Source organism: Phyllobacterium sp. (genome assembly GCF_037994425.1).
Lineage (GTDB): Bacteria > Pseudomonadota > Alphaproteobacteria > Rhizobiales > Rhizobiaceae > Phyllobacterium.
This window is the reverse complement of the sequence record NZ_JBBNAM010000275.1, coordinates 1-13,802: the sequence shown is the minus strand read 5'-3', so window position 1 is coordinate 13,802 and position 13,802 is coordinate 1. Positions and strand designations below refer to the sequence as shown.

The 13,802-nt window shown below is 59.2% G+C and carries 11 protein-coding genes, 1 pseudogene and 1 riboswitch; of the genes and pseudogenes, 4 read left to right on the top strand and 8 right to left on the bottom strand.

What is annotated here, in order from left to right; genetic code table 11:
• Nucleotides 1-4: 4 nt before the first annotated feature.
• From cobN to AAAB35_RS18860, 6 genes and pseudogenes are all read right to left on the bottom strand, one after another.
• A pseudogene (cobN, locus tag AAAB35_RS18885) lies at nt 5-3,743 on the bottom strand (cobaltochelatase subunit CobN).
• Nucleotides 3,744-3,755: 12 nt separating this feature from the next.
• Nucleotides 3,756-4,808 (bottom strand): cobalamin biosynthesis protein CobW, encoded by a 1,053-nt coding sequence (gene cobW / locus AAAB35_RS18880; protein WP_340669821.1) that lies wholly within the window; start codon nt 4,806-4,808, stop codon nt 3,756-3,758.
• A gap of 4 nt (nt 4,809-4,812) precedes the next feature.
• The gene (gene cobU / locus AAAB35_RS18875) at nt 4,813-5,337 is read right to left on the bottom strand and encodes a bifunctional adenosylcobinamide kinase/adenosylcobinamide-phosphate guanylyltransferase (protein WP_340669820.1); all 525 of its coding nucleotides are present in this window, start codon (nt 5,335-5,337) and stop codon (nt 4,813-4,815) included.
• On the bottom strand, nt 5,337-6,068 hold the full coding sequence (locus tag AAAB35_RS18870; protein ID WP_340669819.1) for a CbtA family protein: 732 nt from the start codon (nt 6,066-6,068) through the stop codon (nt 5,337-5,339). Before AAAB35_RS18870 ends, cobU begins: the two co-directional genes overlap by 1 nt.
• A gap of 124 nt (nt 6,069-6,192) precedes the next feature.
• Nucleotides 6,193-6,369 carry a CbtB-domain containing protein gene (locus AAAB35_RS18865; RefSeq protein WP_340669818.1) on the bottom strand — a complete coding sequence of 59 codons (177 nt, stop codon included), beginning with the start codon at nt 6,367-6,369 and terminating at the stop codon, nt 6,193-6,195.
• A 48-nt stretch (nt 6,370-6,417) separates the two neighbouring features.
• Nucleotides 6,418-6,653, bottom strand: a riboswitch (cobalamin riboswitch).
• A gap of 57 nt (nt 6,654-6,710) precedes the next feature.
• Complete coding sequence (locus AAAB35_RS18860; protein WP_340669817.1) at nt 6,711-8,171, bottom strand: cobyric acid synthase; 1,461 nt, start codon at nt 8,169-8,171, stop codon at nt 6,711-6,713.
• A 109-nt stretch (nt 8,172-8,280) separates the two neighbouring features.
• Here AAAB35_RS18860 and AAAB35_RS18855 point away from each other — a divergent pair, with 109 nt between their 5' ends.
• The gene (locus tag AAAB35_RS18855; protein ID WP_340669816.1) at nt 8,281-9,447 is read left to right on the top strand and encodes an isobutyryl-CoA dehydrogenase; all 1,167 of its coding nucleotides are present in this window, start codon (nt 8,281-8,283) and stop codon (nt 9,445-9,447) included.
• 24 nt (nt 9,448-9,471) lie between these two features.
• Nucleotides 9,472-10,362 (top strand): 3-hydroxyisobutyrate dehydrogenase, encoded by an 891-nt coding sequence (gene mmsB, locus AAAB35_RS18850; RefSeq protein ID WP_340669815.1) that lies wholly within the window; start codon nt 9,472-9,474, stop codon nt 10,360-10,362.
• 320 nt (nt 10,363-10,682) lie between these two features.
• Here mmsB and AAAB35_RS18845 read toward each other — a convergent pair whose 3' ends face one another.
• Together AAAB35_RS18845 and AAAB35_RS18840 are read right to left on the bottom strand one after the other, a co-directional pair.
• Nucleotides 10,683-10,820, bottom strand: coding sequence for a hypothetical protein (locus tag AAAB35_RS18845; protein ID WP_340669814.1), 138 nt, complete (start codon nt 10,818-10,820; stop codon nt 10,683-10,685).
• A 217-nt stretch (nt 10,821-11,037) separates the two neighbouring features.
• On the bottom strand, nt 11,038-11,388 hold the full coding sequence (locus tag AAAB35_RS18840; RefSeq protein ID WP_340669813.1) for a hypothetical protein: 351 nt from the start codon (nt 11,386-11,388) through the stop codon (nt 11,038-11,040).
• Nucleotides 11,389-11,763: 375 nt separating this feature from the next.
• Between AAAB35_RS18840 and AAAB35_RS18835 the strand changes: the two genes are divergently transcribed.
• Both AAAB35_RS18835 and AAAB35_RS18830 read left to right on the top strand, forming a co-directional pair.
• Nucleotides 11,764-12,768 carry an ABC transporter substrate-binding protein gene (locus tag AAAB35_RS18835; protein ID WP_340669812.1) on the top strand — a complete coding sequence of 335 codons (1,005 nt, stop codon included), beginning with the start codon at nt 11,764-11,766 and terminating at the stop codon, nt 12,766-12,768.
• A 130-nt stretch (nt 12,769-12,898) separates the two neighbouring features.
• A complete protein-coding gene (locus AAAB35_RS18830; protein ID WP_340669811.1) occupies nt 12,899-13,786 on the top strand; it encodes a proline/glycine betaine ABC transporter permease in 888 nt (295 codons plus the stop codon).
• Nucleotides 13,787-13,802 lie beyond the last annotated feature (16 nt).

Here is a 13,802-nt window from a genome sequence, read left to right as displayed (position 1 = left end):
GATTCTATTTGTTAAGCCGCGAGCTTGCTCAGCTCATAGCGTGCCGAATTGGAACGCGGCGTCCAGAAGCCCCGTTCGACTGCTTCTTCGAGTTTTTCCGCCATCTCGCGCAAGGCATGCGGGTTCTTCTCCTTCAGAAACACGCGTACATCCTCGTCCACAAGGAACGCCTGATAGACAGCCTCGAAATGGTGGTTGCCAACGGCGCCGGTCGTCGCCGCGAAAGCGAAGAGGTAGTCCACTGTCGCGGCCATCTCGAACGCGCCCTTATAGCCATGGCGCATCACACCGGCGATCCATTTCGGATTGGTGACGCGGCCGCGCACCGTTCGTGCGATTTCCTCGTCAAGCGTGCGGATGACCGGCTTTTCGGGACGCGAGTGGTCGTTGTGGTAGATTGTCGGCCGCTCGCCTGAAAGCCGCTCCACCGCCGCCGACATACCCCCTTCGAACTGATAGTAGTCGTCGGAATCGAGAAGATCGTGCTCGCGGTTGTCCTGGTTCTGCACCACGGCATTTACGACACGCAGGCGTTCTTCGAGAAGTCCGCGCTCCGGCTTGCCCTCCTCGCCGGCGCCATAGGCATAGCCGCCCCAGACAAGCCACGCCTCGGCAAGGTCATCGCGCTTGTCCCACTGTTTCTCATCGATCAGCATCTGCAAGCCCGCACCATAGGCGCCGGGTTTCGAGCCGAAAACGCGAAAGCCGGCACGCTGCTTCGCCGTCTTCTCGTCGGCGCCTTCGCCGACCATCCGCTCACATTCGCTGCGCATCCGTGCCGCGATGGGGTTGTCGGCGGCATCTTCGTCGAGCGCCCCCACCGCCCGAACAGCGGTATCGAACAGGGCGATCTGATCGGGAAAAGCATCGCGGAAGAAGCCGGAAATACGCAAGGTCACGTCGACGCGCGGTCGCCCAAGCGTGGCCGTCGGCAATATCTCGTAGCCGGTCACGCGGCGCGAGGCCATGTCCCAAACCGGTTTTACGCCGATAAGGGCAAGGGCCTGTGCAATGTCGTCGCCGCCAGTGCGCATGTTGGATGTACCCCAGGCGGTTAGACCGAAGGAAGTCGGCCATTCGCCGTGATCCTGCGTATAGCGGCGGATCAGGAGCTCGGCGGATTTCTGTCCGAGTTCCCAAGCAGCCGGTGTCGGCACGGCACGGCTGTCGACCGAGAAGAAATTGCGCCCCGTCGGTAATACGTCCGGCCGGCCGCGTGTGGGCGCACCAGAAGGTCCCGGCGGGACAAACCGCCCGTCGAGCGCCTGAAACAGGGCGTTCATCTCGGCATCGCCGCACCGGGTAACAGCTGGCTGCAACTCGGTCCGAATACCCTCAAGCACGGCGCTTGTGGCGAACCAATCAGCTGGACATGGAATATCTTCCGAAACAAATCTTGCCGCCAGAAGCTCGATGCGTTCCACCGTATCGCCGGCGATGCGCCACGGCGCGTCAGACACGTGCTGCAGAAATTCCGGCCTCTTACCCTCCCACGCCGCGGCCATGTCGCAGTCGAGGGGATCGAAACCTTCCAGTCCGAGATCAAGCGCGATGGCCCGCTGCAGGCTTTGTTCCGCGCCTTGGCCAGAACCGCGTGGCACCCGAGCCAAGGCGACCACGAGGTCGGTCAAAAGGCGCCCTTCCGGCGATTGCCCGAAGATATGGAGCCCGTCGCGTATCTGCAGTTCCTTGAGATCGCAAAGATAGGCGTCGAGCTTCTGCAGCGCGAGATCGTCGGCGTCGTGGTCGTGAATACCGGCATCGCGATCGAGCCCGATATCGCGAACCAGATCGAGGATTTGCCCTTTCAGGCGCACCAACCGGCGTGGGTCGACGCCGGACGCTTCATAATATTCATCGACGAGCGCCTCCAGATCCTTCAACGGACCGTAGCTCTCGGCGCGGGTCAGCGGCGGCGTCAGATGGTCGATGATGACGGCGGAAGACCGGCGCTTGGCCTGGGTACCCTCGCCCGGATCGTTGACGATGAACGGATAGATGTGCGGCATCGGGCCGAACACCGCTTCCGGATAGCAGTTTTCCGAGAGTGCCAGCGATTTGCCCGGCAGCCATTCGAGGTTGCCGTGCTTGCCGACATGGACGATGGCATGGGCGCCATAGACTTCGCGCAAATAGGCGTAGAAGGCGATATAGCCGTGCGGGGGCACCAGATCGGGCGAATGATACGTGTCTTTCGGATCGATATTATAGCCTCGGGCTGGCTGGACACCGACGAGGATTTCGCCGAAGCGGGCGAGCGGCAGGGCGAACGCATCTCTCTCATCCAGAAAGAACGGATCATCGCCGGGCCCGCCCCAACGCTCGTTAACAGCATGCCGAATCGACGCAGGAAGAGATGCGAAGAAGCGATTGTATTGATTCAGCGAAATGGTTTCGCGAACCTCGCGGCCGTCGCGCGCAGCATTGGTCGGCCCCGCCAACAAATGCTTTATGAGAGCATCGCCGTCATCGGGAATATCCGCAATGGAATAACCCTTCTCGCGCATTGCCTGAAGGATATGCCAAGTCCCTGCTGGAGTGTCGAGACCGACGCCATTGCCAAGCCGTCCGTCGCGGTTCGGATAATTGGCCATCACCAGCGCTACCCGCCTCTCGTCCGCGTCCGCACGCCGCAGCCGCGCCCAGTTTGCCGCAAGCTCGGCGACGAACGCCACGCGGTCCGGCATTGGCTCGTGCGTCACGATGTTGGCCTCGACAGCCTCGTCGAACGTTTTTGCCGACTTGAACGAGACAGCGCGGGTGAGAACGCGTCCATCGACCTCCGGAAGCGCCACATTCATGGCGAGGTCGCGCGCTGAAAGCCCCTGATCCGAAGTGCGCCATTGCTCGGCGCTTGATCCGGAAAAAATCATCTGCAGGACGACCGCGCCTTCATGCTCCAGCACGGTCGGCTTGCGCGCCGCACCCGGCGCCGAGACGGCAAATCCCGTGGCGTTGAGAACCACCGCTGGTGCCGCTTCGGCGAATATGCTCTGAAGCGTCGCCACGGAAACCGGGTCTTTAAGGCTCGAAACAAACACAGGCAAGGGGTTGAGACCCTTGAGCTTAAGGGCATCGATCAGCGTCTCGACCGGCTGAGTCTGCCCGCTCTGCACCAGCGCCCGGTAGAAGCAGATGGCGACCACGGACGCGTCCGTCTGCCAATGCGAGCGCAAAAGCGTGAGGGATGGTGCCGGATCGCCCGGCCACCATAACCCTCCCTTGAGCAGCGGCGCAGCCTCTTGCGGCTTTTCCGCCCCTCTTACGAGAGCGGCGCAATAGTCGAGAAAGCGCCGGGCATTCTGTACACCGCCTTCAAGGAGATAATGCCAGAGTGCCTCGCGGTCATGGCGCGCGACCGTCGAAAACCGGTCGAGGCCAGGATCAGGTTTGTCATCGCCCGGAAGAACTGCGAGTTGCACATTGTGGTTGACCGCGCAGGCATGCAGCGCCTCAAGGCCATACGGCCAATAGCTTTCGCCCCCAATGATGCGCACGACGATCAGCTTGGCGTGCCGCGCGGTTCGTTCCACATAGGCGTCCACCGACATCGGATGCGCCAGCGTCATCATATTGGCAAGGCGCAGGGAAAGGCCTTCGCCATTCTGCCGCTGTGCCGATGCGAGGCTTGTCAGCTCCGTATCGGCGGCGGAAAGGAACAATACATCTCCCGGCGTCTGGCCGAGATCGATCGCCTCGGTGCCTTCGGCTATCGTGCCTTTTTGGGCTAGCAGGAGATGCATCGGTCTTCCTTGTCAGACGGCCGCCGCGTTCATAGCGGATTCGATCGCGGCCGTGTCGATATCGTGGAGGCCGATCACAACGAGCCTTGTCTGCCGCTCCTCGCCGGGGTGCCAGCTGCGATCAAAATAGTGTTCGATGCGCGAACCCACGGCCTGCACAACGAGGCGCATCGGCTTGCCGGGAACATCGACGAAGCCCTTGAGACGCAGAACGTCGTGATCAGCGATCACGCCCTTGAGCTTGTCGACAAAGGATTTTGGCTCCGCGACCGGTCCAAGGCCGACGACAAAGCTCTCGAACTCATCGTGGCTATGTTCCTCGCCCGCTTCGTGTTCCATTTCATGGTGCGATTTGCGGTTGGCGATGTCTTCCTCTGTACCGATGCCAAGCCCGAGGAGCAACTGATTGCTGATCTTGCCGAAGCTCGCCGGAATCATGTTGAGGGGGCGGTGCGAACGACCCTGCACGTCGCTTTTCACTCCGTCGAGGTCTGCGCTGCTGATAAGATCGGTCTTGTTGAGAACGATGAGATCTGCCGCGCGGATCTGGTCCTCGAACAATTCCTCGAGCGGGCTCTCATGGTCGAGCGCTTCATCCTGCACGCGCTGCGCATCGACCTTGTCGTGGTCATCGGCAAAACGCCCTTCCGAGACCGCGGCGGCGTCGATGACGGTTACCACGCCGTCAACGGTCACCTGTGTCTTGATCTCGGGCCAGTTGAAGGCGGCGACCAGAGGTTGCGGCAGCGCAAGGCCGGAGGTTTCGATGACAATATGATCCGGACGATCGGGTCGATCGAGCAACTTGGTCATGGTCGGGATGAAGTCATCAGCGACCGTACAGCAAATGCAACCATTGTTGAGTTCAATCACATCCTCGTCGCGACACGCTTCGATACCGCAGCCCTTGAGCAATCCGCCATCGACGCCGAGGTCGCCAAATTCATTGATGATCAGCGCGATGCGCTTGCCATCGGCGTTCTCGAGCAGATTGCGGATCATCGTCGTCTTGCCCGAACCAAGGAAGCCGGTGATGACTGTTGCGGGAATCTTCTGACCCTGCATGGTGTTATCCCTTCATTTTGAGCGGCAGACCGGCTGCCACGAAATAGACTGTCGCCGCGGCAGCTGCCACGGCTTGGTGAAGACAGCCGGCATGATCGCGAAAGTCGCGGGCCATGCGGTTCTCCGGAACGATGCCGAGTCCCACCTCGTTGGACACGCATATGACAGCGCCTTCAAGGTGCCGCAGCGCGGCGGCGAGTTTGGCGGTTTCCGCACCGACATTGCGCTCCGCCATCATCAGATTGGTGACCCACAGGGTAAGGCAATCGACAAGGATCGCCGTGCCCTCGGCTGCGTGCACCTCCAGCGCTGGAACAAGATCGAGAGGTTCTTCAACTGTCGTCCACAAGCTGCCGCGCCGCGCCCTGTGCTGATCGATGCGATCGGACATTTCAGCGTCCCACCCCCTGCCCGTTGCCAGGTAGATCGCCTCACGGCCGGACGCTTCGACCAGCCCTTCGGCGAAGGAGGATTTGCCGGAACGCGCGCCGCCCAGCACAAAGGTGACGCCGCGCTCCAGCATGGTCATCAGGCCTCAAGCTCCGAAGCAGCGTAGCTCTGAATGGCAAATCCAAGCGCCGAACCGAGCACCACCCAGAAGAAAAGGTTGGTGGCAAGTGTCGAGACCGCGAACTCGGAAGCGAGCGTCGGCGGCACGGCGGAGGTCAGATCCTCGGCCTCCGGAGCACCGTAGACATGCGGCGCGACGATGAGCACAAGGCCAAGCACCCGAGCCCAAATCTCTTCTCGCAGCACGATGAAATAGACGCCGCCGGCCGTCAGGAGCACGGTAACCAGCCACCAGGCCTGCCGCGCGGCAAGATCAGCGGCCGGCATGGCCGGGAGCTCTGGCGCAAGACTAAACGAGGGCGCAAGGTTGAAGATGAAGAACCCGGCGAGGCCCCAGTAGATTCCGTTTTGCAGGGTGATCCTGCGGCCAAGGAAAAGCGCTGCGGCGCCAGTGATCAGGGCGAAACCCGCACCGGCGACAAGATTGATCAGCAGCGTGTTGCCCAGACGGCCGAATGGCAGTGCCGGGCTCGCCTCTTCCTCTTCATGAGTGTGGGGCGCTACGGCTGGCGCAGTCTCACCAGTCGTGGCGGGCGTGGTGGCGTGTTCGTGCTCATGGCCCCCTGCAGCATTTTCATATTCTTCCGCGTGCAGAATGAGCGGCACGCTGCGCACATACATTGCCGGCGTCAAAAGAATACCAGCGAACAGACCGGCTACGATCGTAGCCAGAAGATATTTGACCAACATCGAGGTCTCTCCCAATCCCAAATCAAGACACCGGGCTGTCGAAGCGACACCCGGACCAATTAACCCACAGTTTTCAATGCTTAAGCGGTGGCGGCCGAATCATTTCATTCAGCCGGCTCCAACCTCAATGGCAGGGGAATCCGTATGAATGGCGGGTATCATGTGCAGTGTCGTGCAGCGTTTCGGAATGGGAAAGACCGACGCCGTAGATGATGAACACGCCGAGCATCAACGAAAATACCGCAGTCGTCAGACGTGTTGCGAGCGGGAGAGAAATCGTAGTCGAAGTACGTGCAGCCATAACAACCTCCGTGCAGGGCCAGAAGGGACGATCCCCTTCGGTTTTGGGCACCATTGCCCTATGACTGGCAGGTCTCCTGGCTCGCGGGTCGCAGGATCGATGCCGCCTTCCCGGTTTCCCAGTGGCTGCCCTCGGCTTTCGCGTCAGGCCTTGGCACAAATCCTCACCGCTCTACAGTCGCGGGGTCGGCTACGGTTGGGCCGCCCTGATGGGTACGGCCGTCGCATTCCCTTTTGATCCCATGGCCTTTGGCCAAAACGGGAACCAATCATTGATGGAACGTTATTCACCAAGCACGCGGAATGTCAAACGAAACTGCGACATTGTTGGAGCTCGCCGCGTCACGCCAGCCGTTTAGCTGTCAACAGCGGCTCGACATCGAGGACTTCGGCCAATTGATCGGCTATCGAATCGAGCGCCGCTTCGACACCCGCTTTGTAGTCGAACGTATTCGCTTCGATGCCGAGCGAGCGCAGCAAGGCGGAGCGGAAGCCATCGGAAGCGAAAAGCCCGTGCATATAAGTCCCGAATACCTTGCCGTCACTGGACATCGCGCCGTCCTCGACGCCGTTGATCCTTGTCGTCGGGCGACTGCAGTCCGGACCGGTCGTCTTGCCAAGATGGATTTCATAGCCGCTGAGCGGCACATCGAACTGCAGGGAATGCGCCGCGGTGTTGCGAACCGTCTTTTCCGGCTCCATGACCGTGTCGATGTCGAGATGGCCGAGGCCCTCGACTCCTCTCACCGCGCCTTCGATACCCTCCGGATCACTCACCGTGCGTCCGAGCATCTGGTAGCCCCCGCAGATCCCCATGATGGAGCCGCCGCGACGCCGGTGGAGGTCAAGGTCCTTGTCCCACCCATTCTCACGGAACCGCAACAGATCGCCGATCGTCGACTTGGAACCCGGTATGATCATGAGACCAGCGTCGGCTGGCAGCCTTTCGCCACTTTTGACAAACACGACCTCAATGTTTTCCTCGGCGATGAGCGGATCGAGGTCGTCGAAATTGGCGATGCGATCCAGCACAGGCACGGCAATCTTTAGCGCGCGCCGCCTACCTTTGACCAACCGCTCCAGCACCACGGAATCCTCGGCGGGCAATCTCGAGGCATCTCTAAGCCACGGCACGACACCGAAAGACGGCCATCCCGTGAAACGGGTGATCGATTTCAGGCCCTCGTCGAACAGCGATACGTCGCCGCGGAACTTGTTGATGAGATAGCCCATGATCATGGCGCGGTCTTCGGGCGACAGTATCGCATGAGTGCCGACGATCGATGCGATAACACCGCCGCGATCGATATCACCGACTAGGACGACCGGCACATTGGCGCGGGTGGCAAAACCCATATTGGCGATGTCGCCTGCCCTCAAATTGATTTCGGCCGGCGATCCTGCCCCCTCGACGATGACGAGATCGGCACCCTTGCGGACAATTTCCCAGGATTGCATGACCGCATCGAGCAGTTGGCCCTTGAGCTTCTGATAGTCCCTGCCCTTCGCCTGCCCCCAGACTTTGCCCTGAACGATGATCTGGCTCCCGGTCTCTGACTGCGGCTTCAGGAGCACCGGATTCATGTGGACCGAGGACGGGACGCCGCAGGCGAGCGCCTGCAGCCATTGCGCGCGGCCAATCTCGCCGCCGTCGTCGCTTACCGCCGCGTTGTTCGACATGTTCTGCGGCTTGAATGGCCGGACATGCAGCCCCCGCTTGCGCGCAAGCCGGCACAGGCCCGCCACCAGGACGGATTTCCCAACATCTGAACCTGTTCCCTGCAACATGATTGCGCGCGTCATGGGCTTTGAGTAGCGGATATGTCTTTCTCTTCCTAGCCCCACTCAAAACGTTGCGCACTGGGAAGCTTGGGTTAGAGTGGCGGACAATAAGAAATGCTGGGAGGTAGCCATGGATAGCAGCATAGATTCGACGGCTGGCCAGTTCGAACTCAATGAGGATCAACTGGCGATCCAGGACATGGCGCGCGCCTTTGCCGCCGACCGCGTGGCGCCCAATGCGCTGGCCTGGGATCGTGACAAGCATTTCCCCGCCGATGTCATTCGCGAAACCGGACCGCTCGGAATGGGCGGCATCTATGTTCGCGAGGATGTTGGCGGCTCAGGCCTGAAACGGCTCGACGCGGTGCTGATCTTCGAGGCACTTGCCGCCGCCTGTCCGGCATTTTCGGCATTCATATCCATCCACAACATGGGAACATGGATGATCGATACGTTCGGCAGTGACGAGCAGCGGCGGCGCCTCGTGCCGAACCTGACATCGATGGATTGGCTTGCAAGCTATTGCCTGACCGAACCGAACTCCGGTTCCGACGCCGCCGCGCTGAAGACCCGCGCCGTGCGTGACGGCGATCATTACGTTCTCGACGGCGCCAAGCAGTTCATCTCAGGCGCAGGGGATTCGGATATCTACGTGACAATGGTGCGCACGGGTGAGGACGGACCAAAAGGCATCTCCGCGCTGGTCGTTCCAAAGGATGCGCCTGGCCTCTCGTTTGGCGCCAATGAATACAAGATGGGTTGGAACGCGCAATCCACCCGCCAGGTCATTTTCGAGAATTGCCGCGTCCCTGTTGAAAACCGGCTCGGCGAGGAAGGTGATGGGTTCCGCATTGCCATGGGCGGGCTCGACGGAGGACGGCTCAACATCGCGGCCTGCTCGCTTGGCGGCGCACAATCGGCCCTCGACAAGGCGCTTGCTTACGCGAGCGAGCGCAAGGCGTTCGGGAAGGCAATTAACCAGTTCCAGGCGCTTCAATTCAAGCTGGCCGATATGGAGACCGAGCTTTCCGCCGCGCGCATGCTGCTTTACACGGCAGCATCGAAGCTTGACCGAAAGGCGCACGACGCGTCCAAATGGTCCGCTATGGCCAAGCGCTTCGTCACCGACAAGGGATTCGATATCGCCAATGAGGCACTGCAAATCCATGGCGGCTACGGCTATTTGCACGACTATGGCGTCGAGAAGCTCGTGCGCGACTTGCGCGTGCATCAGATCCTGGAAGGCACGAACGAAATCATGCGGGTGATCATCGCGCGGCATATGACAGGCCGCTGAAATCAAAAACTAAGGAGAAATGCGATGACGACAATCGCTTTTATCGGTCTTGGACATATGGGCAATCCGATGGCCGCCAATCTTGTCAAGGCAGGTCACAAGGTCCTTGGCTACGACCTCATCACGGAGAACCTGACCGCGGCCGAGGGCAACGGCGTGACGATCGCTGCGAGCGCGCAGGCCGCTGTCGCCGATGCCGATGTCGTCATCACCATGTTGCCGGCGGGCAAGCACGTGCTTTCGGTCTACGAAGCCATCGCGCGGGGTGCGAAGCACGGCGCTCTGTTCATCGATTCGTCGACTATCGACGTCGACTCTGCCCGCAAGGCGCACGCAATCGCCAAGGACCATGGATTGTTGTCCATCGATGCGCCGGTGTCTGGAGGTATTGGCGGCGCCGCGGCAGGCACCCTTACCTTCATGGTCGGCGGCTCGGATGAAGCATTTGCCAAGGCTGAACCCGTCCTGAAGCCGATGGCCGGACGGATCGTTCATTGCGGCGAGGCAGGCAATGGCCAGGCCGCCAAAATCTGCAACAATATGATCCTCGGCATTTCGATGATCGGTGTCGGCGAAGCGTTCACGCTGGCTGAAAAGCTGGGCCTGTCACACAAGGCCTTGTTCGACGTCGCATCCACGTCTTCAGGCCAGTGCTGGTCGCTCACAACCTATTGTCCTGTACCCGGACCTGTGCCGACGTCTCCGGCAAACAACGGCTACAAGCCAGGCTTTGCCGCCGCCCTCATGCTGAAGGACCTGAAATTGTCGCAGGAGGCGGCTCTAAGCGTCGGTGCGGCAACGCCGCTTGGTGCCCATGCCGAAGCGCTCTATGCGCAATACGGCGCGGCGGGTAACGAAGGATCCGATTTTTCCGGCATCATAAACTTTTTGCGTGACGCCAAGCGCGAAGCGTGAATGCTCAACAGGAATCTCAGCGGAAAAACCGCAAATTTAGATTTGCTTAAGCTCTCGATAACCTCGCGGTAACGATGTCCGGCTAAAACTTTACGGGTGAGCTCAAACACGCTCCCGCTCCGGATCAGGTACTGCGTACCGGAGCTGTATCTTTCTGCCCGCGTAAAGTTGGGCAGGACTGCCATGCGTAACTTGGCAAAGACCGCGCTGTTCCACCACGGACAGGGCGGTTTTTTGCGGTCGGCGACGAAATCGCAAGCAAAGAAAAACCGCCACCTCCAAGGCAGCGGTTCACGCGGACTCCTATGAAGTGCCGTGGATCAGCCGGCCGAGCGAGTCCAGATAAAGGACAATGCCGATCCGATGCCGCTCTTCGCATTGCTGGAAGGAACGTTGCGCTTTTCGGTTGCATTCCACGAAATGTGCACGCGGTTATTGCGGTTGAAAATGTAGAGCATTTGGGCGACCTCGAAAGGAAAACTGTTGTTGCCGATGAAATGCGCTTTTTGCTTAAAGATTGATCATGAAATTTCGCCATGGCATGTCGCATTTACAGCAGGAACCCTTGCATATTTGCATGGGCCCCATGCCAGAACCGCATACCTGGGCCGCTAGGACCTTAATTTCGGCAGATCAGAGCCAAAGAAGGTATGATGGCGCTAATGGAGAAGCTGATTAAGCCCCTCCGGGCGAAAGCCGCTTGTAGTTGGCCCGCAACGTCTTTCGTCCAGGCCTTAACGCCGCGGCCGTCGCTTTGTTGGCGGCCTCCGAGACGAGGCTCGCGGGCGACCTTCCACGCATGATGTCGAACCAGAATGTCGCTCCCGAATTCATTAGTGAAATCTGCGCCGAGACGACGCCGTCCACCGCGGCAGCGACCTTTTCGGAAACGGCCCGATGCGTTTCCACGCCGCCCGCCTTGTCGCTCATGGATTCCAGCATCATCACGGGCAAGCGCATGGCGATGACCATCGAGGCCAAGTGGAGGTCATGGGCGTGACGCCCCGTCTTAAGCGCTGATTTCATCGAGAAGTCCCTTCAGGTTCGTTGGCAGGCCAATCTCTAACCGTCTGCGCCCAAATTGGTTTCACGCCGCGATGAAAATACCGAGCACCAGCGAATCCGGCCGGTCGGGAAAGGAAATTGCCTAAAGCGTTGATCTTTCGTCTAAACCCTTGTTACGATGCTTGATGAGCCATGTGCCGTTTTGGTGTCGCATACTTTATCCCAGCGTCGCTATATCGACAGGCCTTGTCGCGATACACCGCATTAATTGGATGATTCCATTGCATTCTGACGGGATAAAGATGCCAAACGGCACATAAGCGATCAACTGGGTAAGGCAGTACCAAGTTAGAATTCGTTACCGGGTGAACTGTCAAAGAGTGGGAGATAAAGAACATGAAGAAGCTGTTTGCTTCAACTTTTCTGATTGCTGCTGGGTTTTTCGGTTACTCTGCGTCGGCCTCCGCCGCGGAATGCGGCACAGTCACCATTGCCAACATGAACTGGCAATCGGCGGAAGCACTTGCCAATCTCGATAAGATCATCCTGAGCGAAGGCTATGGATGCGACGCCGAACTCGTCGCCGGCGACACTGTGCCGACCTTCACGTCCATGATCGAGAAGGGTCAGCCGGACATCGCACCTGAAGGCTGGCTCAATACCGTACGTGAGCCACTCGAAAAGGCGGTGAAGGAAAACAAGCTCGTCTTCGCAGCCCCGGCCATCACGGAAGGCGGCACGGAAAGCTGGTGGGTCCCGAAGTACTTCGCGGAAGCACATCCCGATATTAAGACCGTTGCCGATGCGATGAAGCATCCGGAATTGTTCCCGTCACCGGAAGATCCGAAGAAAGGCGCAGTCTTTAGCTGTCCATCAGGCTGGGCCTGCCAGATCACCACGACCAATTTTTTCAAAGCCTTTGAAGGCGAAAAGCATGGCTTTACACTCGTCGATACCGGCTCTGCGGCCGGCCTCGATGGTTCGATCGCAAAAGCATACGAACGTAAAGAACCCTGGTTGGGTTATTATTGGGGTCCGACCGCGATCCTCGGTAAGTATCCGATGGTCAAGCTCGACAACGGCGTACCGTTTGACGAAGCGGAATGGAAGCGATGCACTGTCGTTGCCGACTGCCCTGACCCCAAGCCCAACAACTGGGCAATCTCAGATATTTACACAGTTGTTACAAAGAAGTTTGCCGACTCGTCTGGTCCAGCTTTCGACTATTTGAAAAAGCGGCAGCTTTCGACTGATGAGTTCAACAAGTTGCTTGCCTGGATGGTGGACAATCAGGCCACGGGCGAAGACGGCGCAAAGTACTATCTCAAGAACAATGAAGCCGTCTGGTCAAAGTGGGTCTCCCCCGAAGCGGCAGAGAAAATCAAGGCTGCCGTACAATAATGATCGGGTGCGGCAGGACAGGGTTCTGCCGCACCACCACCTCGCTGGAACAGGCTGAACGCTTAATCCGTTCAGCGCTTCGGTCATTTGAGAGAACGAGCCTCGATGGCCCAATGAAGGGGATACCAACATGGATTGGTTCTATTCATTCCCGAACATGAATGATGACACACTGCGGAATCTCAAGAAGGCCATGGACGAAGGCTTCAAGGCTTTCACGCGCGAATATGGCGACATAATCGAGGCTTTCTTTCAGCCGCTGCAGTATTTTCTCATCGAGGCCGAGCGCTTCATGACCACGACGCCATGGCCGATCATGCTCCTTCTGATCGGCGGCATCGCCTGGATCGCCAGTCGCAACTGGAAGATCGTCGCCGGGACCATCATCACGCTCCTTCTCATCGGTTATTTCGATATGTGGAGCGATGCGATGAAGACGGTCGCCATGATCTTCGTCGGCACAGTCGTTTCGATCTTCCTTGGCATTCCGATCGGCATCATCATGGCTCGCTCCGACAGTTTCCAGCGTCTGGTCAATCCCGTACTCGACGTGATGCAGACGATGCCGAGCTTCGTCTACCTCATCCCGGTCGTCATGCTCCTTGGCATCGGCAAGGTGCCGGGCCTCATAGCGGTGGTGATCTATGCTATTCCGCCGATGATCCGCCTCACCAATCTCGGCATCCGCCTGGTAGACAAGGACGTCCTCGAGGCGGCCGATGCGTTCGGTTCGTCCAGTTGGCAGCGCCTGAAGAACGTGCAGATCCCCCTCGCTTTGCCGACCATCATGGCCGGCATCAACCAGACCATCATGATGGCTCTGGCGATGGTCGTCATCGCCTCGATGATCGGTGTCCAGGGACTTGGTCAACCGGTACTGCGCTCCGTCAACGGGCAGTTCTTCTCACTCGGACTTTTCAACGGCCTTGCCATTGTCGGCATCGCCATCATTTTTGACCGCGTTAGTCAGGCCTATGGCAAGCGTCTTCAGAAGCATCAGGAGGTGGTCCATGGCTGATCGTTCGGTCCAGGGT